A 20,005-nucleotide genomic window follows, 5' to 3' on the forward strand; every position below is an offset into this window, starting at 1 on the left:
GACGCATGCGCGGCAGAGGGGGGAGGGTGCATGAAAGGCAGTTACTCGAGCACGTGGATCGAAACCCGTGGGTGCTTCGATGCCCGGTTGCTGTTGCCCAACCCATGCGTGGTGGTTCGGGTTGGATCGCCGTCGCTGGTGTGGCGTCGTGTGGGAGGATGTTCCAATCCTCCGGGACGGTCCAGCAGCTTGGTTACTTCTGGCTCTGCCGGGTGCCACAGCAGGTCAAGAAGTCGCAAAGGTGCTGCATCGTCCCAGGTCGGGAAGTCCCCTCCCCGCACGTGCGGGGGTCAGCCCCGGCGCAGGTTCCACGACAGGGCCAGCACCGGCTCCTCCCCGCACGTGCGGGGGTCAGCCGATCGGCCGACGCGGGCTGACGCCCTGGAGGCCGGCCTGGCGCATCAGGCGTTCGACCCGTTTTCGGCCGACGCGGGTGCCCTCGCGTCGCAGGACGGCGTGGACGCGCGGGAGCCGTAGGTTTCGTCGGAGTCGGCGTGGATCCGGCGGATGTGTTCGGTCAGCTCGGCGTCGTGGCGGTTACGCTCGCTCGGCTCTACGGCGTCGCGGCGCAAGCGGTAGCAGGTGGAGGCGGGGATGTGCAGTTCCCGGATAACGGGCTCGGCCCCGAAGCGGTCCTGGTGCTCGTCGATGAGCTTCAGTACCGTCGCCGGGTCGGGTCGAGCTCCTGGGCGAAAAAAGCGAGGGGAGGGCGGCGCCGGGACGGCCAGCAGGGCCGCCAGGGGCGGGGCCCGCTCGTCTCCTACGGCTCGGTCCACCCGCACGCCCGCCCGTCCCGGCCGCCGAGCGGGTGCCAGATCGGCGCGGACGGTCCGCGCTGGACCAGGTCCTCGATGCGGGCGGCGCCGGCCGGGACAGCGGCCAGCATCTCGGCGACAGCCGGGTTCTCCTCGGCGGCCAGCCGCAGATCCGCCACCGCCGAGCGCACCCCGGATGCCGCCGTGCCGACCAGCACCACCAGCAGCCACGGGAACGCTCGCCAGCGCCGCTCCCACGCCCGACCGGCCCCGTCCTCGCCCGCCTGCTCCCACACCCGGGCGCAGGCCGCCAGCTGCGCCGCGGTCTCCTCGGCGCCGACACCGGGGCGGTGCCGTTCGACGAACGCCCGCAGCCGGTACCGCTCCTCGCCGAGGCCGGCGGTGTAGGCGAGCTCGGCGGCGGGCCGGTACACCCCGCGGCTCCCGACCGACAGCTCCAGGCCGGGGAGGAGGTCGAGCGGCCCGCAGGCCTCGCCACGGGGGCGGGCGTCGGCGACGAAGGCGGCGTGGATCCGGCCGACGTCGAGCAGGTGCTCGCGCCCGTGCCGCACGGCCAGCTGCTCCCCGTCCAGCGCCTGGGCGGTCGGGCGGCGAGCCTCGGGGCAGGTGGCCGCCACTGCCGCGCCCTGGGCGGTGAGGTGCCAGGCCTTCGCACGGCGGCCTGCGGCAGGGTCACGAACTCCGCCAGGCCCTCGGCGTGCAGGCGGGTCAGCCTCGCGGAGAAGGCGCCCGAACGCGACCTGGAATGGTCCGACAACAACCTGATCGGCATGAACGCCAGGCACCGGCTCAACTCGCTCGACGACTTCGCCCCCATCCCGCACGCCCACCTGCTGGTCGACAACACCCGCCTGCGCCCCGACGAGGTCGCCGTCCGGGCCATCGAGCACTTCGGCCTCTGACCCGCGGACGGGATCACGGCGAATCGCCGGTCCGCTCCGCAACGGCCCCGCCGGGGTAACATCCCGGCCGGACGCAACTCCTTCGCATTAAGGTGTGGGCATGAGTTCCCGAGCGACCACACGCCCCGGCGGGCGCAGCGCCCGCGTCCAGCAGTCCGTGCACCAGGCCGTCCGCGAGCTGGAGGCGGAGGTGGGGCGGGAGGCGCTCACCGTGCCGCTGATCGCTGCGCGTGCGGGGGTGACGCCGTCCACCGTCTACCGGCGCTGGGGGGACCTGCGGGAGCTGCTGTCCGACGTGGCGGTCGAACGCCTGCGCCCGGACGCCCCGCCGGCCGACCACGGCAGTCTGCGGGCCGATCTGGAGGCGTGGGCCGCGCAGTTCGCCGAGGAGATGTCCTCGACGGCGGGCCGCACGTACATCCGCGACGCCCTGCTGGGTGATCCCGAGCAGGGCAACGCGGTCCGCTGCTCCGACTACGCCGCCGAGCAGTTGACGGCCGTCTGCGTGCGCGCGGCCGGGCGGGGGGAGGGGGTACCCGGCGTGGAGACCCTGCTGGACGTCCTCGTCGCCCCTCTGATGTACCGGATCCTGTTCCGCCCCTCGGAGCTGTCCGGGGCCTACACCGACGGCCTGGTCGCGGCGGCGCTCGGCGGCGCTGCGCCGCCCCCGCCCCCGGGCCGCTAAAAGCTAAATATTTGCGTCATGGGCTCCCGGGTGCCTAGAGTGATTAACGCAAAGCATTCGCCTTAAGGGTTAGAGGTGCTCCATGACCAGCGTCACCGCCCTGCCGTCCCGCCCCCGCCGCCTGCCCGCGCCGAGCCGCCGCAGCGTCTTCCACCTGCACGCCTCGGTCCTGGCGGCCCTGCTGGCAGCCTCCAGCGCACCGACCCCGATCTACCCGCTCTACCAGCACGCGTGGCACCTGTCGGCCACCACGCTCACCGTCGTGTTCAGCGCCTACGCGCTCGCCCTGCTGCTGGCCCTGCTGACCGCCGGCACGCTCTCGGACCGCCTTGGCCGGCGCCCGGTCCTCGCCGGGGCCCTGCTGGCCGAAGCCGCCGCGACGGCCGTCCTCGCCACCGCCCAGGGGGCGGCGACGCTGATCGCTGCCCGGATCCTGCAGGGCCTGGCCACCGGCGTGGCCACCGGCGCCGCCGGAGCCGCCCTGCTCGACTTCGAGGACCCCGACCGCCCCGGCCGGGCGACGGCCGCCAACGCCGTCGCCCCCGCAGTCGGCATGGCCGCCGGCGTGCTGGCCGCCACGGCCCTCGCGCAGTACGCCCCCGCCCCCACCCGCACCGTCTACCTGCTGCTGCTCCTGCTCTTCGTCGCGCAGACCGCCGCCGTCCTGCGCACCCCCGAAACCGCCCGCCCCGAGACCGCCCGCCCCGGACCCGGCGCCCTGCGCTCGCTGCGCCCCGCGATCGCCGTCGCCCGCGCCTCCCGGCCGGCCCTGGCGCTCGCCGCCCCCGGCATCGCCGCCGCCTGGGCGCTGGGCGGCTTCTACTCCTCCCTCGGCCCCTCGCTTGCCCGCCTCATCGCCCCGCACACCGTCCCCGCCACCGGCGGCCTGGTCTTCTTCACCCTGACGGCCGCAGCCGGCCTCACCGGCCACGCCTGCCGGGCCCTGCCCGCCCGCGCCGTGAGCCTGACCGGCACCGCGCTCCTACTCCCAGGGACCCTGCTGCCCCTGGGCGCCCCCCACCTGCACAGCCTGGCCGCGCTGTTCGCCGGCGCCGCCGCGGCGGGCGCGGGCTTCGGCGCCGTCACCCAGGGCGCCCTGCGCCTGCTGCTGCCCCCGGCCGCCCCGGGCGAACGCGCCGGCACGCTCGCCGCCTACTACCTCCTCGCCTACCTGGCGATGAGCGTGCCCGCCGTCCTCGCCGGTCGACTGACCGACCTGTACGGCCTGCCTACCGCCCTCGCGCTCTACGCCGCGACGGTCCTGCTGCTCGCCCTGGCCGGCCTCGTCCGCGGCCTGCGGCGCCCGCCCGCCGCCTGAGCACACCCAGCCCGAGCACGCCCCCGTACTGCCCGAAAGGACCCACCGTTGAGCACCGCCACCCCCCGCCCCGCCGCCTCCCGCACGAGCACGGGATGGAGCCTCGGCGACATCACCGTGCGCCGCGTCGACGAGATCGAACTGCCACGGCAGACCGGGCCCTGGCTGCTGCCGGACGCCACCAGGCAGGTGCTCGACCAGGCGCCGTGGCTGCGCCCCGACTTCGCCGACGCCGACGTCCCCCGCCTGGCGAGCCACGGCTTCGCCGTGGAGGCCGGCGGACTACGGATCGTGGTGGACACCGGCATCGGCAACGCCAAGCCGCGCGCCAACCCGGCGTGGAACGGCCTGGACACCGACTTCCTGGAGCGCCTGACCGCCGCCGGCTTCCCGCCCGAGTCCGTGGACCTGGTGATCACCACCCACCTGCACACCGACCACGTCGGCTGGAACACCCGCCTCGACGGTGGGGGCTGGGTCCCCACTTTCCCCAACGCCCGCTACCTCACCAGCCGCACCGAATGGGACCACTGGGCCGCCGCCGACCTGGACGAGGCACGCGCCCAGATGTTCCGCGACTCCGTCCACCCCGTCCGCGACGCCGGGCAGTACGACGCCGTGGCCGTCCCCGATCAGGGGCACGGGAACACAGACGGGTACGAGGTCGCGCCGGGCGTCCTCCTGGTTTCCGCCCCGGGCCACACCCCGGGGCAGGTCGCCGTTGAACTGCGCGGCAGCGACCGCCGGGCGCTGATCACCGGCGACAGCATCCACCACCCCGTCCAGCTGTCCCACCCCCACGTGCACAGCTGCGTCGACATCGACCCCGCCCAGGCCGTCCGCACCCGCGCCCGGCTGCTCGACACCCTGGCGGACACCGACGCGCTGCTCCTGGGCACCCACTTCCCGCAGCCCACGGCCGGCACCGTCCGCCGGGAGAACGGCCGCTACCGGCTGCTCGCCGAGCCGGGCTCCGAGCTCCCGGCCACCGCGGCCTGACCGCGCGGGCCGCGGCGCCCGCAACCATCTAAAGCAAGCCATTGGCCTTTACGGTCCCCGATCGAGAACCCAACCGAGAACCCGACCGAGCAGGAGAGCATCCCCGTGTCCACCGTCGAACTCACCCCACCGGAGGCCGCCCGCTGGGCCGCCCGCTCCGGACTCGTCCTGCCCGCCGAGCGCCATGCCGCGGTCGCCGCGGTCGCCAACCACATCCACACGGTCGTCTCGGTCCTGCGCGAGCTGGACTTCGCGGACGTCCCGCCCGCCGCCGCCTACCGCGCCGCACAGGAGAAGCACGATGCAGCCGTATGAGCTCTCCCTCGCCGCCGCCGCGGACGCGATCCGCGCCCGGCGACTGTCCCCCGTCGAACTGGTCGACTCCGTCCTCGACCGCATCGAGAAGACCGAGCCGCAGCTCGGCGCCTACGTCACGGTCACGGCGGAACACGCCCGCCGCGCGGCCACCGAGGCCGCGCACGACGTGGCGCACGGCCGCCACCGGGGACCGCTGCACGGCGTCCCGATGGCGCTCAAGGACCTGATCGACGTCGGCGGGATGGCCACCACGGCCAGCTCCCGCGTCCGCGCCGGCCACCGCGCGGCGGCGGACAGCACGGTCGCCGCGCGCCTGAGCGCGGCCGGCGCCGTCCTGCTCGGCAAGACCCACACCCACGAGTTCGCGTTCGGCCTGACCACCCCGCAGACCCGCAACGCCTGGGACCGCGGCCGGGTCGCCGGTGGCTCCAGCGGCGGCTCCGCGGTCGCCGTCGCCGCGGGCGCCGCGACCTTCGCCCTGGGCACCGACACCGGCGGGTCGATCCGCGTGCCCGCCGCACTCAACGGGGTCGTCGGCCTCAAGCCGACCTACGGCCTCGTGCCCCGGCACGGCGTCACCTCCCTGTCCTGGTCACTGGACCACGTCGGCCCCATCACCCGCACCGTCGAGGACGCCGCCCTGGTCCTGACCGCGCTGGCCGGACACGACCCCCGCGACCCCGCCTCGCTGTCCGTGCCCGCCGCGGACTACCGGCCCGGCGACGCAACGGACCTGACCGGGCTGCGCATCGGCGTGCCGCGCACCTACTACTTCGACAACGTCCACCCGCAGGTGGAGACCGCGGTCCGGAACGCCATCGGGCAACTGGAGGCCCTGGGCGCCCGGCTCGTCGAAGTCGACATCCCGATGACCCGCTACATCCAGGCCACGCAGTGGGGCCTGATGGTGCCGGAGGCCGGCGCCTACCACGAGGGCAGCCTGCGCACCGTCCCCGAGCTGTACCAGGACGACGTCCGCATCCTCCTGGAGGCGAGCGAACTGATGAGCGCCGGTGACTACGTACGCGCTCAACGCTCCCGCACGCTCATGCGTGCCGAGTGGGCGCGGATGCTGGCGGAGGTCGACGTGATCGCCGCTCCGAGCGTCCCCATGCCCGCGGTCGGAGCCGACGAGGAGACGGTCACCTGGCCGGACGGCACGGTCGAGAGCGTCTCCGACGCCTACGTACGGCTCAGCGCCCCCGCCAACATCACCGGGGTGCCCGCCCTGACCGTCCCGGTCGGCCACGACGAGGCGGGCCTGCCGATCGGCATGCAGCTGCTCGGCCGGCCCCTCGGCGAGCCGGTACTCCTGCGGGTCGGCTACGCCCACGAGCAGACGCGGCCCGCCCCGGCCCTCGCCCCGGCGGCCTGAGCGAGGGCGCCCGGGACGGAGGCCTCCGGGGCGGCGGTCACGCCGACGGTGCGGACTGGACCACCTTGCGGCCGCTGCTTGGACGCAGACGGCCGCTCAGTCCCCGGCCCGTTCAGGGGCTCACCGCGACGGTGGTGGTCTCGGGGTTGGCGCCGTTGCCCTGGTACACGCTGTCGCCGCTGTAGACGGCCGTGACGAGGTGCCTGCCGGCGGTGCGGAAGGAGGTGACGACGCCCGCGGCGGCGCATTGTCGAGGCCGAGGAACAGCGGCCGCGGGCCCAAGGACGTGCCGGTGGTGGTGTCGGTGAACGTCACCGTGCCGGTGGGCCTGGTCGTGGAGCCCGTCCCCGGGCAGACCAGGTGGGCTGCTCGGTTGTCACCGGTCAGCGGCACACTGCGCGCATGAGTTCTGATCGACATGCTGTCCGGAGGTCCCTCGATCCGACCTGGGCCGAGTCCATGGGCGGTCCCCTGATCGTCGTTCCGGAGTCCGCGCTGTCCTCCTGGGGCGGATGCACCGAGGAAGGCATGGTCATCAGCGACGGTGACCGGCCTGATGACCACGACCGGGCCTGCGAGGTAGCGGGCCTGGGCCGAGGTGATCGGCCTGCGCGGTCACGACACCGTTTCCGCACTGGTGCTGGGCGATGAGGGTGCCACGACCTGCTACCTGCCCGACCGGCGGGCCTTCGTTCGCCGGCTCGCCGCCGACTCGTTCGCCGCGGCCGAGACCGTACTGGCCGATCCCGCGACGCGGTGGGAGGAGTGCGGGTTTTGGGACACTGACGGCCCGGCAGTCCTCATGGACTCGGCCGAGGCCGGTCGGCACCTCGGCGTGCCCTACCCGGACGGCCGAGGCCGCGCCGGCCCTCACGGTCATCAGCATCCGGGCGACCAGCGGGTGGGTATCGGCGACGGCCTGGAGGTCGCGGATGCGCTGCCCGGCGGCGCGCTCGCCGGTGTCGGCCAGGACGAACAGCAGCCGCGGGAAGACCACGTAGTGCTGCTGCCAGGCTGGCAGGATGCTCTGTGCGCGCCGGCGTTGCGCCGCAGGTGGGGCGGGATCGGGCGGTGGTCGCGGAAGGTGGTTCAGCAGGGTGGTCAGGGTGCGGTGGGCGGGGTGGCGGGACCAGACGGTCGGCAGGATCACCCCGGCGTACAGGAGCAGGAAAATGACCAGGGCGGCGGTGCCGAAGCCACTCCGACCTGGCGCGGAACCTGACTCTCAGAGGCGGTATGCGAGGTTTTGGTGGATACCTGACTCTGTCGTGGGATTGGCGTGCAGGTCAGGGGGCTGTTAATCGAGTGCCCATTGTCCAGGCGACGCCCGGAGTTGTGCCCTGCTGCCGTGACCTCCCCCGCGTCGCCCGGGGCGCGTGTCAGGCCTGGTCGGAGGCGTCGCCGTAGACGTTGCCGGGGCTGACCACCTGGGTGATGGCCCGGCCGAGCAGGGTGCTGGGATTCTCGCCGTTCGAGGGGATGTCCGTGTTGAGCAGGATCACCATCGTCGCCTTCTGGGCGGGCAGGTAGACCGTCAGGCTCTGGTAGCCGGGCAGGGAGCCCGCGTGGCCGATCCACCCGTGGTTGATGTCGATGCCCAGCCCGTAGGCGTCACCCGGCGCGCCGGTGGGCTGCGCGTCGAGGCGCTCCGCCTGGGTCTTCGGGGTCAGCAGGCCGCCTGTCGCGACGTTCTCCGCCCAGGAGCGCATGTCCTCGAGGTCCGAGATCATCGCGCCGGCTGCCCAGCCCCAGCTTGGGTTGAAGTCCGTGGCGTCCGCCACCGTGCCGTCCGGCGTCACGTCGGTGTAGCCGTGGGCGTGCGGCAGCGGGAACTCCGCCGCCTCCGGCAGGAAGGTGTGGTCCAGGCCGCTCGGCCGCGTGATCAGGTCTCGGATCACGTCCCGCAAGGGGCGGTGGGTGACCTTCTCGACGACCAGGCCGAGCAGCACGGTGTTCGTGTTGGAATAGTCGAACTGCGTGCCGGGCGGGAACTGGTTGGGATGCTCGAAGGCGATGTCGAGCAGCTCACTCGGCGACCACTGGCGATGCGGCTCGGTCGCCAGCAGGTGCTGAAAGCCCGTGTCCTTGCTGTAGGCGAACAGGCCGCTGCGCAATATCCGCGAGCTGACGCAGCGTGATGTGCTCTCCGTCGGGCACTGCGTCGACGTACGCGGAGATCGGGTCGTCCAGGCCGACCTCGCCGCGGTCGACGAGTTGGAGCAGCGCGGTGACGGTGAAGGTCTTGGTCTCGCTGCCGATCCGCATGTTCAGGTCGGTTCGCATCGGGGTGCAGTCGCTCGTGTCCGCGACGCCGAAAGCCCGCACGTAGCGCGGCTGTCCGGGCTTCCAGACGCCCACGATCACGCCAGGGACACCAGCCTCGGTGGCCGCCTGCTGGATCACCCGGTCCAGCTCCGCCGCGGTCGCTTCCCAGGGCTGTGACGCGGCGGCCGGTTCCCTGGGAACCGGTACGGCCGCTGCAGGCGCGGCGATCGCGGGCAGGGCGGCTGCCAAGCAGGCAGAGATGGTCGTCACGGTGCGAAGCAGGGCAGATCGGCCCGTCCGGATAGACATACGTCCTGGATAAGTCGCTTCAGGTTTTTGCCTGTGGTACCACACGGGCCCCCTGCGGACATTCATCCGAACGCCCTTGGGATTGCGGTGCAGCGGACCCCGACGGCTGCCCCCGCACACAACGGCGTCAGCGCCCCCGGCACCATCGAAGTGTGGCGGTGAGGCAGATCTGAACGGATTCCGACGTAGGTGGTCGAGCCCGCCGCAGCGTTACTTCACCAGGACAGGACCATCTTCGGTCTCGACGGCCGTGAGCTGCTCGAACCCAGCGAACTCTTCCGGACTTGGCCCGTGAATTCTCCTTCCCGGGACTTCAGGAAGAACTGGGAATGCCACGGTGGAGTGCATCTAGGACCACCCGCACCACCTTACCGGCCTCGCGATCCTTATCGAGCACGCCGACCCGCTGCTTACCGCTCTCCATATCGGCATCCTCGTCTCTGCGCTCTGCCAGGCCGCCTGGAATGCGAACCTCGGGCTTGTCGCCGACCGCGTGCCCGACCAGGACCAGGCCCGTGACCGGTCACCCGTTTGCAGAGCCACACGTTCAGGCGACGACGAAACCGACATTGGATCACGTACCGCCCTCTCAAAACCAGGGATGAAACGCCCAGTCAACGAGGGCATGGAGGAGGGCTTCGCACAGCGCCTGAAGATCTGCGAGGACTGCCTGGCGTCCCACGCCGGGCCGGTGGCCTACATCGACTGCCCCTCGTGCACCGGCTGGAGGGATGCGGCGTGAGTGTGCGGAAGGGCCTGTGTGGGAGAGTACGTGGCGATCACGAATCCTGGGGGTGGGATCAGTGCGCACACGTCACTGCGCGGTGGTGGGGATTGTTCTGGCGGTTCTCGGCGTGTCGGCCTGCACGGCCGACCGGAAGGCCGGGCCGGAGGCAGCTGCGGCCTCCGGCCCGGTGCCTGCGCCCAAGAGCCTGCGCGAGGGCCTGCTGACCCAGGAGCGGCTTCCCCGGGGGTTCCGGCTGAACAAGGTGGAGGTCGACCCGACGTCGACCGCCGCTTCGGCCACGCCCGTCCCCATCGCCTCGCTTCGGTGCGACGAACTCGAGGTCGACTCCTTCATGACGACGCACGCCCCACCCTTGGAGAACGTGGCGGCGGACCTGGAACGGACGCCGACCGGCGGCGAGGGCGACGGCTGGTTCGGCCGGGAGCTGCTCGACCGCTACGCGCCCGGCCGAGCGGCCGAGGTCATGGACGCCATCCGCGGTGCCGCGAAGCGCTGCGCCTCCTTCACCACCACACTCACGGACGGCACGAAGATCCGGGAGACCGCGTCCGTCACGCCAGCCGGGGTGCCGGCTGACGACAGCCTCCTGATCCACTTCACCTCGACCTTCCCCGGGGCCTCGAAACCCTTCGAGAAGGTCACCGGTTTCGTCCGCCAGGGCGACGTGATCCTCGTGGTGCAGCACTCCTCCAGCCAGGAGCCGTCCACGGACACCCAAGAGGTCCTCGCCGCTGCCGTGAAGTCGTACCGTTCCGCCAGCGGCTGACGCCGCGCGCCTCAGTCCTCCATCTCCGAGGTGCCCCAGAGCGGGAACCAACGGGAAAGGTCCGGCTCGATACGAAGATCGTTCTTGAGCATGTTGGAGATCTCGACTTCCAGAGGATTGTTCCGCTTCTCCTGCCCACGCTGTTTACACATCGGGTAGAAGATGCCGCCGCGCGGCCGGTTCGCCGACTCCGCGCCGCCGTCGCTGCTCCGCGGGCCCTGATCGCCGAGTGCAACGCGGTACTGCAACGCGGGGTGCAACACGCTGCAACGCGGAGCTCGCGTTGCACCCCTGAGCTGGGCATTCACCCCTCTTGAAGGGCGGCCGGGCCGCGTTGCAGCGGGCGTGTTGCGCCCCTGCGCGCCGGCCCGCGTTCGGCTACTCCCAGCGCATTCCGAGCTCGGTGAGCCGGGCGGCGCGTTCGGCGGGGATGCCGGCGCGCCTGCTGCGGCTGTTGGCGATGAACAGGCCGAGGCTGATCCGCACGGTGGTGCCGTCGGCCAGGACCAGGGATTCCTTGTGCGTGCGGGGGACGTTGAGGTGCCCCTCGCGGGCCCGGTACTGGGCGGCGGCTGCCAGGTTCCGGGCCTCCTTCTCCGCCTGCGTCACCTTCGCAGCCGGCTTCTGCTCCGGCGCCAGGGGTTCGAGTCCGAGGACGTGTTCCAGCGCCCACTGCTGGGCTGGTGCGAGCTTGTCCCAGCCGACCTACTGCGCGCGGCCCCAGCCCGCCAAGTCCTCGCCCTGGACGATGATGCTGCCCGGCTCGGCACCGGCCAGCATCCCGCCGTCCTTGATGTGGCGCCAGGCCAGGATGAAGCACCGCCGCCACTCCACCGGCCAGGACAGGCACCACCCCGGGTCGATGGCATCGAACGCCGCCTTCCGGTCGGCGGGCAGCGCCCCGGTCCAGTCCAGACCGGTCTCGCCGGCCTCCGCCCGGCGTTGGAGGGCTTCGGTGCGCCGCTGCGCGGTGCGAGCGTTCTTCATGCTGACCCCGACCGGCCGCCCGCCCCACACCGCCTCGTTGGGCGGGCAGGCGTGCCCGTGCTCGGCCGCGTAGCCGGCCACCGAGGTCAGATTGTCGGTGAAGGCGGTGTCGAATGCCGACCAGACCATGCCCAGCTCGTCGAGCTCCTTCACCCGCTCCGGGTCGAGGACGTCGGCGGCCTTGTCACGGCGCTGGTCGGCCACCCACACTCCCAACCGGTGCCCGGACGGGGCGACGTAGGCGTACGGCACCTTCACATCCCCGAACGCCTCCCGGTAGGCCAACAGCTCCTCCAGACCCCGCCGGAACTCAGCCCGCTCCGGCTCCAACACCCGGGTCCGCACGAACGCCGCGATCACCGCCGGATCCCGCTGCGTGGAGAACTGCAGCAGCTGCGCCTCGGCGCCGGCGGAGCGGAACTCCTCCGGCTCCCCGGCGTGCCGGGGCTCCCACGGCGGCCGGGTCTCGGACTGCAGCATCGCCAGGCGCTCCACGGCGGCCGCGGCGTGGGCCCGCAGCGCCATCAGGAGCTTGGCCAGCCCGTCGAACGCCTTCGAGCTGAGCGGCTGCCCGCCGGTCTCCCCGCGGCCGAGCAGGACGGGCACCACGATGGTGGCGACCTTGCCGCTGCCCGGCGCCATCCGCAGGGCCCGGCCGACGGCCGGGGCCAGGTCGACCGTTGACCCGCGCACGTCGGCGAAGAACGGGCCCGTCCGGCGCGGTGCGGGTGCCCCTTGTTCGGAGTCGGACGGCTGCCCCGGGGTACCGGCCGGACCGGACCGGGCGGGCGGCCTCCGCCGTATCTTGTACACAATCAGGTGGCGGTCGCCAGGCGCGATGGCTGCTGCGCCGTCGACCGGATGGTTCCGTGGATGTGATCAGTGCTTTGGACTGCAGTCCGGGCAGATATTGTCGTCGTTGAACTCAAAGTGCACGTTGCTCGGCTGTAGATGGTTGGACCTGCAGACAGTGCACAGGTCCCCGCCGCAGCTTCCGCAGCCTACGTAGCGTCCGCCGGCGTACTCGTAGCGACGCTTCTCAATCCATGGGTCATCACAAGCCATACCGGGTTCCCTTTCAGCGAGATCATCTTCTTTCACCTCGGGCTAACGAGTGCACCCCGCACGATGGTTGCAGGGGTCTCTCCGTCGTCCCGGCCGCTGTGGCCGCTGTGGCCGCCGTCCGCAAGCTGCGCACCCCCGAGGCCCCGGCCGCCCTGCCGCGTCCCGGGTTGCTGCGGTGCGTGCTCGGCGCCCCGCCCCGAGGCCGGCGCGGAGTAGGGCCGGGAAGCGGCCGGCCCGGCCACCGTGGTGGTGACCGGGCCGGACCGTGCGGGCCGTGCTCAGGCGTTGCGCAGGGCGAACGCGACGCCCGCGCTCAGCGCGGTGAGCTGGGCCGCGTTGAGGCCGAGCACGCGGGCCTGGCCTTGGCGATGTTGCCGAGCAGGCAGGTGCCGACCGGGGCCGTGCCGAGGATCACCGCGGCCTTCTGCTGGCGAGCACTCATCTTCTCCGCCCCCTTCCGGGGTTGGTCACCTACCACGGTCCCGCCAGCACTGACAAACCGGGGCGGACCGACCACCCAGGCATGCTTGTGCGACTTACTGAAAAGGCGTGGACAGTGTCGACGGGGAGGCGTAGGGTCGCCCTAGCGTTTCAAGTTGGATGGATAGGCGTGGAGGTTGTGGGTGTGTTCGTGACGACCGGGCAGGCTGGGACGGCTATGGGGTGTTCGATCCCGACGGTGAAGAAGCTGATGGCCACCGGCGTGGTCCCGGGCGTGCGCGATCAGGGTCGGCAGGTGTTCCCGCTGGCCGCCCTCCAGCGGTTGCAGGCCCGCCCGGCCGCCGACCTGACAGCGCTCGCCGCGCCCGAGGTGGCGGTGCTGCGCTCGGACGCTGCGGCGCGGGTCGAGAAGCCGGACCCGAAGTGGAACCGGGAGTGGATCGGCTTCGGCACCGCACTGGACCAGGCGCAGCTGCTGGCCGCGCTGTCCGGGTGGTGGCGGTGCGACCCGGCGCGGGTCGCGGCCGGCGCTGTGCTGCCGGTGACGGTGGCCGGGTTCGTCGTTGCGGTGCTGACCGGCCTGGAGGAGTGGGAGTCCGACGGCACCGCCGGCACCACGGGCCGCTACCGCTTCCCGAAGGCGCGCCTGGCCGGCTACCTGACCGACCTCACCGCCCCTGCCAACGCCGCCACCCCCGCCGATCCGGAGGATGCCCGCCTCGCGGGCCTGCTGCTCGGCACCCGCCTGGCGTCCGTCTCCGGTGGCCCGATCGCCTACGTCACCACCAACCCGACCACCGCCACCGTCATCGAGGGGGAGTGACCCGCTGATGGACCGTAAGACGTACACCTCCGAGCTCGCCGGTCTGCGCGAGCTGCGCACCGAGATCACGGCCGCCGAGAAGACGGTCGCGGCCGCGCAGAAGGAGCTGGACAAGCTCACCGCCCAGCGTGCGCGCCGGGTGGCCGGGCTCGCGGGGTACGAGGGCGCCCAGGCCGCGCCGATCGCGAAGGCCTCCGGGTTGTCGGTCGGTGACGTGGTGCGGATCGCGCCGCTGCTGGACCCGACCCCGGCCGCCGTGCGCGCTGCCAAGGCCGACGACCAGGCCGCCGCCGACGCTGTGCCCGCCCCGGGGCCTGCGGTCGAGCCGGTCGCCGAGCCCGTGAGCGTGGTCGCTCCGGCGTTGGCCCGCCCCGCCGTCGTCGTCGAGCAGCCGACCCAGGCCGCCCCGGCCGTCGAGGCGCAGGCCGAGGTCGAGGACCAGGTCGTCCTCGAGCAGCCCACCCCGGCCGCGCCCGTCGCTGCTGCGCCGGTCGTCCCGGCGGCTCCGGTCGCTCCGGTCGCTGTGGGGCCGCGCGAGTTGCCCACCCTTCCCGAGGGACCGGCGGGCGCGCGGTTCGAGGCGGTGACCACCGGGCTGGTGTCCAAGCGCCCGAACTTCGTCCAGCAGGCCCGCGCGACGGTGTTTCTGGACGCCGCGACCGGTGACCTGGCGGTGCGCGACCGCGTGGTGCGCCTCGACCTCGGCGCCCGCACCCCGGGGGAGATCCTGGACGCCGTCCTGCAGGCCGCGCCGGGCACGGAGCGGATCTACATCACCGCCGGCGCCCCCTGGCACGACGGCGCTGAGCGCTACAGCACGCTCAAGGACGCGGTGGCGGCCTGGCTGAACACCCCGTCCGAGCGGTGGACGACCGCTGTCGGCTCCGGCCGGGACAAGCTGGCCGGGCACTTCGTGCACCAGCGCCAGCCGGTCGGCCGCTACGCCCCCGCCACCGCACCGGACAGCGGCACCACCGAGATCCGCTCGATGGGGGAGTGGTTCGACCCGGACGGCGCCGGCGTCGTCACCTGCCGCCAGGCGTTCACGCTGCTGTGGCAGGCGCTGCGACGCCACTGGGACGACGCCGTGCTCATGGGCTCCCCGAGCCAGACCGGCCGGGACCTGTGGTCGCGCACAATTCCGACCACCGGCAAGTGGGCCGGCGGCTACCCGGTCCTCTCCGAGGAACTGCGCGGTCTCCTGCACGCGACCGGCGGGCAGGGCCGCACCGAGCTGATCCTGCCCCCGCGTGTCCCCGAACAGCTCCCGGCCCTGGTCGAGTACGACCGCACCTTCGCCTACGCCAAGCACCTGTGGAAGTCCCCGGTCGGCACCCCGCGCCGGATCACCGCGGCCGCGTTCGCCGCGATGACGGAGGCCGAGCAGACGAAGGCGCTGATGTCCTGCTCGCACTGGAACGTGCGGCTGACCGTCCCGGCCGGGTGGAACCACGTCGGCCTGCTCCCGGCGCCGGTCACCGGTGACCGCGCCTGGGTCTACCCCTCGGAGCCGGGTGCCACCTTCACCACCTGGGCAGGTGGCGCGGAGGTCCACCTGGCGCTGTCCAACCACCTGATGCCGTGGAAGGTCGAGATCCTCGGCGGCCTGCTGTTCGAGGACGGCAAGCCGCTGGACGAGTGGGGCAAGCGGTTGAAGGCCGCCTGGGCGGACCTGACCAACCTCTCCCGGATCCACGGGGACGAGCGGCAGCGGCAGGCGGCCTACCTCGCCTCTCGTGCCGTTCGCTCGGTGCTGCTGTTCGGCCTGGGCGGCTTCGCCCAGCGCCCGCGCCTGGTCTCCGGCACCACCCCGGTCGGCGAGAGCCTCCCGGCCGGGGTGGAGATCCTCGGCCAGGACGGCGACGTGGTGACCTGGCAGCGCCAGGCCGGCTTCTCCCGCGACCCCTACGCGCACCCCGAGTGGGCGGCCTATGTGTGGTCGGGGGCGCGGGCGGCGCTGCTGGACATGAAGTACCGGCAGGGCAAGGAGGTCATCGGCTACGCCGGGGCGCTGCACGCGAAGCCGGGAACGGTCGTGTACTTCGGCACGGACGGCATCGCGCTGACCGAGCGCCAGCCGTGGCCGTACCGCGGGGAGCCGGGCGACTACCTGCTCAAGGGCCATCTCACCGGCCCGGTGGAGCACCCGGTCAGCCAGGAGCAGTACCTGAAGCTGCGCGGCCTGGGCCGCGCCGAACTCGCCGCGAAGGGGACTGACCAGTGAGCCCGGCCGACCCGAACCAGCCGAACGAAGCCGCCCGGTTGACCCAGGAGCTGCTCGACCAGGGCTACACCAAACGCCAGGTCGCCAAGATCCTCGGCCGCGACGCCAGCCTGGTGTCCCAGTTCTTCACCAAGGGCAAGGGCAAGGCATTCGTCGCCGCGCTGCGCCAGGTCGTCCGCGCGGTGCGCGGCGGCGAACGCGACACCGAGGCGCTCGGCGCCGTCGCTCAGGAGAACGTGGAGCGGCGCCGCACGAAGACCGGGCAGAAGGCCCGGGTACGCGGGAAGGACGTCGTGGGCGAGGCGGGCGGCTCGATGGCCGGCCGCGCGGGCAAGCAGGCCATCCGCTCCGGCGCCTCCCACCTCGCCCCGGTCGTCCACGAGACCGGCCAGGCCGGAGGCCGCCTCGCCTTCACCGTCCGGATGAAGGCCAACCAGTACACGATGTCGGCCGGCTCCACGGAGGACTCCCCGGGGCTGCGACGCGGCTTCATCCCCCGCGCGGACGGCACCGAGGAGCGCACCTACGGCTCCGCCAGCACCGGCGGGTTCGACGCCGCCGAGTGGTCCCAGAGGGTCGCCGACCACCACGGCGACGTCACCGAGGCGATGCGGGCCTGGCTGGTGGAGACCGGCCGCGCCGTCGAGGACGCCGACATCGCCTATCTGGAAGTCCGCGGCTGGGTGCCGCCCGAGCAGCAGTAGAGAGTCCGGTCGTGTGACTGAGCGCTTCACTTGGCCAGTGAGCGGACGAGTTGGCCAGCTGCGCGTTTCCGGCTCCGTCAGTCCATCTCGTGTAGGGAGAGGGCGATGCCAGCGCAGGCCAGCACCGTGGTGGCTGTGACGTTGAGGAAAAGCGTGAAGGCCCACGCGCGATCTGTGATGTCGATCCACCCGATACGAAGGAGTTCGCCTTCCGCGCGTTCGAGGAGCCCGACGGTCTCGGCGAGGCCGAGCGTCGCCCGCCCCCGCTTCTGAGCGATCCGGAGCCGGGTCCGGTAGGTGTGGAACAGCCGGTCGGCAGGCACCGGGCCGTCCCAGACACCGAAGTCGCCTCCGGAAAGCAGGGCCTCGCGTGCGGGACCGCATGCCGGCGTCTGCTCAGCGAGCAGCTCGGAAAGACCGTCGGGTGTCATGTGTCAACCCTGCCGGGTCATTGCTCAACTGGCCAACTGAAATGCTCAGTCACAGGTCGGCCTCTCCCCATCCATGACCTGGCCCCGAGGAGAGGCCGACGGCCCCGACCCTTCCATAGCACCGCCCGCCCCGCCGAGCCGTCTCAGCATCCGAAGGAGAAGCACCGCCGTGGAGACCACCACCGCCACTGCCGAGCAGGACGTGCCGGCCGGACTGCGCGCCCAGGCCGTACCGCCGCTCCCGGCTCAGCCGTCCGGCACCGCCGTGAACCCGCTGCCGCTGCACTGGTTTCAGAAGGACGCGGTGGCGGCGGCGGTGCGCGAGGTGAAGGACGGCGGCCGCGCGACGGTGGTCGCCGCGACCGGATCCGGCAAGACCCTCATCGCGGCTGGCTGCGCCCGGCGTCTGGCCGCTCGGGGCCGGGTGCTGGTGCTGGTGCCGACGATCGAGCTGCTGGAGCAGACCGCCGAGGCGTGGTCGCTGCGGGGCGGGCGCCGCGGGCTGGCTGTTGCGGCGTGTTCGCGGGAGGAGGCGCTGGAGAGCGCGGAGGCCGGCGGCCGGGTCCACGCTCAGGTGTCGACGCAGGCCCCGCGGATTGCCGACCTGGTCACCAAGGAGAAGCCCGGCGAGCCGGTCACCGTGTACGCCACCTACGCCTCGCTGGAGCGGATCGTCCAGGCCCACCAGGGCTGGGGGCTGGCCCAGTGGGATCTCGTGGTGATCGACGAGGCCCACCGCACGGCCGGTTCGGAGGGGAAGGCGTGGGCGGCTGTACACGACGACGCGAAGATCCCGGCGAAGCGCCGCCTGTACTTCACCGCGACCCCGCGGATCGCGGACGACCGGCGGGCGAAGGACGGCCTGGCCGACCTCGCCGACGCCGACAGCGAGGGCCAGGCGCTGCCCGTCCTCTGCTCCATGGACGACGAGGAGATCTACGGCAAAACCGTGTTCACCTGGACGCTCGGACAGGGCATCGAGCACGGCTACCTCGCCGACTACCGCGTCCTGGTCCCCGTCGTCACCGACGAGGACCTGCGCGAACTGCTCAACCTCCCCGCCGTCGCCGACCTCCGCTCCCAGCGCAGCAACGAGGAACTCTTGCGCCTGGCCCTGCAGATCGCGATCCTGCGCGCGATCGCCGACCTCGGCCTCCGACGGGTCATCACCTTCCACTCCCGCGTCAGCGCGGCGCGGGAGTTCGCGAGCACCCTGCTGGACGCCTCCGAGCTGCTGCCCGACGCGGAGCGTCCGGAGCGGATCTGGGCGAAGGCGGTGGCCGGCACCGACCGACTGCGCGAGCGCCGGGCCGCGTTCACGGAGTTCAAGGCCCACACCGGCGAGGACGGCGAGGAGTGCGGGATCCTCTGCAACGCTCGGCTCCTGTCCGAAGGAATCGACGTCCAAGCTGTGGATTCCGTGTGCTTCGCAGACCCGAAGTCGAGCGTGATCGACATCATCCAGGCCGTCGGCCGGGCGCTGCGCCAGTCCTACCGGCAGGGCAAGGTGTCCTGGGTCATCATCCCGGTCTACCTGCCGACGCCGGAAGTCGGTGACGACACCGCCACCGCGGACCCGGCCGAGGTCCACGACGCCGGCGAGGCCGTGAAGGCCGAGGCCGACGCCGAGATCGAGGCGAGCTCGTTCCGTACGATCTGGCGGGTTCTGCGCGCCCTGGCTGCGCACGATGCCCGGGTGGTCGGCCGGATCACCGAGCTGCGCGCCAGCCGCTCTCAGGGCACCGCGCACACCACCGCGGCCACGCCGACCGAGAGCCAGGCCGCCGAGGCCGCGGAGGGCGAGCAGCAGCCGGCCCCGGTCGAGTCGCCGATCGAGTGGCTGCGGATCAACGCGAAGCAGCACACGGCGAAGATCCTCCAGACCGTGAAGCTGCGGGCGTTCAACCCGCGCGCCGTGGAGTGGCAGCGCATGCACGCCGTCGCGGCGGTCTTCCACCTCCAGCACGGCCACCTCGACCCCACCGACAAGACCAAGCACGCCGAGCTGATCTCCTGGCTCACCCGCCAGCGTCACCTCCACGGCCAGGGCCTCCTCGATGCCGCCCGCGTCAGCGAGCTGGACGCGCTCGGCATGATCTGGTCGAAGAACGCCAACGCCTGGGAACGCGGCTACGCCTACGCCGCCGCGTTCCACCACCAGCACGGCCACCTGGCGATCCCGGCGACCGCGAAGCTGGACGACTACGCGGTGGGCGCGTGGATGCGCCGCCAGCGCAAGGCCGAGAACCTCACCACGGACCAGGTGGCCAAGCTGGACGCGCTGGACGAGCTGTGGCACCTGGAGCCGGACTGGAACCGCTCCTACCGCCGCCTGCTCGCCTACCTCGCCGCCGGCGGAACCCTCGACGGCCCGGCGAACCGCACCGGCGGCGAGGCGGACCCGACCTTCCGCCCCGGCACGTGGCTGCGTAAGCAGGACAAGGCCCGCTTCGAAGGGAAGCTGACCGACCACCAGGCCGCGCTCCTGGACGCGCTCACCCGGCACGCCGAGACCGTCACCGGCTGACCCGCCCCGCGAGATACCGCCGTCCCGGCCCGCCCCGGGCCGGGACGGCCGCCCGTACCCCGCTCCCGACTTCCGGAGGCACCGCGCGATGACCGACACCGCTCGCCCCGGCCGCCAGGTGCTGACCGCACGCGAGGAGAAGAACAGCGTCGCCATCGCCTCGAACGAGTCGTTCGCCCAGATGGCTGGACCAAGACCTTCACCGACCCCCGCCTCTGCGCGGCCATCGTCGACCGCCTCACCTTCAACGGCACCATCCGCGAACCGGCACCGACTCCTACCGACTCGCCACCACCCGCGCTCGCGCCGAGCACCTGGCTGCCGGCTGAGGCGAAACCCGCC

The 20,005-nt window shown here is 72.6% G+C and carries 20 protein-coding genes and 3 pseudogenes; 15 read left to right on the top strand and 8 right to left on the bottom strand.

The window, feature by feature from the left end:
• Positions 1-351: 351 nt before the first annotated feature.
• Both ACZ3TI_RS34800 and ACZ3TI_RS34805 read right to left on the bottom strand, forming a co-directional pair.
• Positions 352-456, bottom strand: a pseudogene (locus ACZ3TI_RS34800) (IS3 family transposase); the annotation flags it as partial.
• A gap of 304 nt (positions 457-760) precedes the next feature.
• Positions 761-1,393, bottom strand: a complete 633-nt coding sequence (locus ACZ3TI_RS34805; protein WP_465733454.1) for a hypothetical protein — start codon at positions 1,391-1,393, stop codon at positions 761-763.
• A 153-nt stretch (positions 1,394-1,546) separates the two neighbouring features.
• On the opposite strand from ACZ3TI_RS34805, the gene ACZ3TI_RS34810 reads away from it, so the two are divergent.
• The 8 genes from ACZ3TI_RS34810 to ACZ3TI_RS34845 all read left to right on the top strand — a co-directional run bounded on the left by ACZ3TI_RS34810 (position 1,547) and on the right by ACZ3TI_RS34845 (position 7,595).
• Complete coding sequence (locus ACZ3TI_RS34810) at positions 1,547-1,678, top strand: hypothetical protein (protein ID WP_465733456.1); 132 nt, start codon at positions 1,547-1,549, stop codon at positions 1,676-1,678.
• A gap of 100 nt (positions 1,679-1,778) precedes the next feature.
• Positions 1,779-2,363, top strand: a complete 585-nt coding sequence (locus ACZ3TI_RS34815; protein ID WP_465733458.1) for a TetR/AcrR family transcriptional regulator — start codon at positions 1,779-1,781, stop codon at positions 2,361-2,363.
• An 82-nt stretch (positions 2,364-2,445) separates the two neighbouring features.
• Positions 2,446-3,681 (top strand): MFS transporter, encoded by a 1,236-nt coding sequence (locus ACZ3TI_RS34820; protein WP_465733460.1) that lies wholly within the window; start codon positions 2,446-2,448, stop codon positions 3,679-3,681.
• A gap of 48 nt (positions 3,682-3,729) precedes the next feature.
• Positions 3,730-4,680 carry an MBL fold metallo-hydrolase gene (locus ACZ3TI_RS34825; RefSeq protein WP_465733462.1) on the top strand — a complete coding sequence of 317 codons (951 nt, stop codon included), beginning with the start codon at positions 3,730-3,732 and terminating at the stop codon, positions 4,678-4,680.
• Between the two features lie 105 nt (positions 4,681-4,785).
• Positions 4,786-4,995, top strand: a complete 210-nt coding sequence (locus ACZ3TI_RS34830; RefSeq protein ID WP_465733464.1) for a hypothetical protein — start codon at positions 4,786-4,788, stop codon at positions 4,993-4,995.
• The gene (locus ACZ3TI_RS34835) at positions 4,982-6,373 is read left to right on the top strand and encodes an amidase (protein ID WP_465733466.1); all 1,392 of its coding nucleotides are present in this window, start codon (positions 4,982-4,984) and stop codon (positions 6,371-6,373) included. The genes ACZ3TI_RS34830 and ACZ3TI_RS34835 overlap by 14 nt, the downstream gene beginning before the upstream one ends.
• A 459-nt stretch (positions 6,374-6,832) precedes the next feature.
• The gene (locus tag ACZ3TI_RS34840) at positions 6,833-7,024 is read left to right on the top strand and encodes an Imm21 family immunity protein (RefSeq protein WP_465733538.1); all 192 of its coding nucleotides are present in this window, start codon (positions 6,833-6,835) and stop codon (positions 7,022-7,024) included.
• Entirely contained in the window at positions 6,972-7,595 is a 624-nt protein-coding gene (locus ACZ3TI_RS34845; RefSeq protein ID WP_465733468.1) for an Imm21 family immunity protein, read from the top strand. The genes ACZ3TI_RS34840 and ACZ3TI_RS34845 overlap by 53 nt, the downstream gene beginning before the upstream one ends.
• A 157-nt stretch (positions 7,596-7,752) precedes the next feature.
• Here the strand turns inward: ACZ3TI_RS34845 and ACZ3TI_RS34850 are convergent.
• Positions 7,753-8,947, bottom strand: a pseudogene (locus ACZ3TI_RS34850) (serine hydrolase domain-containing protein).
• A 601-nt stretch (positions 8,948-9,548) separates the two neighbouring features.
• Between ACZ3TI_RS34850 and ACZ3TI_RS34855 the strand changes: the two are divergent.
• Together ACZ3TI_RS34855 and ACZ3TI_RS34860 are read left to right on the top strand one after the other, a co-directional pair.
• On the top strand, positions 9,549-9,689 hold the full coding sequence (locus ACZ3TI_RS34855) for a hypothetical protein (protein ID WP_465733470.1): 141 nt from the start codon (positions 9,549-9,551) through the stop codon (positions 9,687-9,689).
• A gap of 61 nt (positions 9,690-9,750) precedes the next feature.
• Positions 9,751-10,461, top strand: coding sequence for a hypothetical protein (locus ACZ3TI_RS34860; RefSeq protein WP_465733472.1), 711 nt, complete (start codon positions 9,751-9,753; stop codon positions 10,459-10,461).
• An 11-nt stretch (positions 10,462-10,472) separates the two neighbouring features.
• Here the strand turns inward: ACZ3TI_RS34860 and pspAB are convergent, their stop codons facing one another.
• The 4 genes from pspAB to ACZ3TI_RS34880 all read right to left on the bottom strand — a co-directional run bounded on the left by pspAB (position 10,473) and on the right by ACZ3TI_RS34880 (position 12,955).
• The gene (gene pspAB / locus ACZ3TI_RS34865; protein ID WP_465733474.1) at positions 10,473-10,724 is read right to left on the bottom strand and encodes a PspA-associated protein PspAB; all 252 of its coding nucleotides are present in this window, start codon (positions 10,722-10,724) and stop codon (positions 10,473-10,475) included.
• 115 nt (positions 10,725-10,839) lie between these two features.
• A complete protein-coding gene (locus tag ACZ3TI_RS34870; RefSeq protein WP_465733476.1) occupies positions 10,840-11,070 on the bottom strand; it encodes a helicase associated domain-containing protein in 231 nt (76 codons plus the stop codon).
• A gap of 96 nt (positions 11,071-11,166) precedes the next feature.
• Positions 11,167-12,141 carry a helicase associated domain-containing protein gene (locus ACZ3TI_RS34875; protein WP_465733478.1) on the bottom strand — a complete coding sequence of 325 codons (975 nt, stop codon included), beginning with the start codon at positions 12,139-12,141 and terminating at the stop codon, positions 11,167-11,169.
• 685 nt (positions 12,142-12,826) lie between these two features.
• On the bottom strand, positions 12,827-12,955 hold the full coding sequence (locus tag ACZ3TI_RS34880; protein ID WP_465733480.1) for a hypothetical protein: 129 nt from the start codon (positions 12,953-12,955) through the stop codon (positions 12,827-12,829).
• Positions 12,956-13,192: 237 nt separating this feature from the next.
• Here ACZ3TI_RS34880 and ACZ3TI_RS34885 point away from each other — a divergent pair, with 237 nt between their 5' ends.
• The 3 genes from ACZ3TI_RS34885 to ACZ3TI_RS34895 are packed head-to-tail and all read left to right on the top strand — an operon-like array spanning position 13,193 to position 16,705.
• Positions 13,193-13,777 carry a DNA-binding protein gene (locus tag ACZ3TI_RS34885; protein WP_465733482.1) on the top strand — a complete coding sequence of 195 codons (585 nt, stop codon included), beginning with the start codon at positions 13,193-13,195 and terminating at the stop codon, positions 13,775-13,777.
• Positions 13,778-13,784: 7 nt separating this feature from the next.
• On the top strand, positions 13,785-16,001 hold the full coding sequence (locus ACZ3TI_RS34890) for a hypothetical protein (RefSeq protein WP_465733484.1): 2,217 nt from the start codon (positions 13,785-13,787) through the stop codon (positions 15,999-16,001).
• Positions 15,998-16,705 carry a helix-turn-helix domain containing protein gene (locus ACZ3TI_RS34895; protein ID WP_465733486.1) on the top strand — a complete coding sequence of 236 codons (708 nt, stop codon included), beginning with the start codon at positions 15,998-16,000 and terminating at the stop codon, positions 16,703-16,705. The genes ACZ3TI_RS34890 and ACZ3TI_RS34895 overlap by 4 nt, the downstream gene beginning before the upstream one ends.
• A 77-nt stretch (positions 16,706-16,782) precedes the next feature.
• Here ACZ3TI_RS34895 and ACZ3TI_RS34900 read toward each other — a convergent pair whose 3' ends face one another.
• Complete coding sequence (locus ACZ3TI_RS34900) at positions 16,783-17,136, bottom strand: hypothetical protein (RefSeq protein WP_465733488.1); 354 nt, start codon at positions 17,134-17,136, stop codon at positions 16,783-16,785.
• Positions 17,137-17,305: 169 nt separating this feature from the next.
• Between ACZ3TI_RS34900 and ACZ3TI_RS34905 the strand changes: the two genes are divergently transcribed.
• Positions 17,306-19,663 (top strand): helicase associated domain-containing protein, encoded by a 2,358-nt coding sequence (locus ACZ3TI_RS34905; protein ID WP_465733490.1) that lies wholly within the window; start codon positions 17,306-17,308, stop codon positions 19,661-19,663.
• 115 nt (positions 19,664-19,778) lie between these two features.
• A pseudogene (locus tag ACZ3TI_RS34910) lies at positions 19,779-19,992 on the top strand (ATP-binding protein); the annotation flags it as partial.
• Positions 19,993-20,005 lie beyond the last annotated feature (13 nt).

The organism is Kitasatospora sp. NPDC023120 (genome assembly GCF_055560835.1).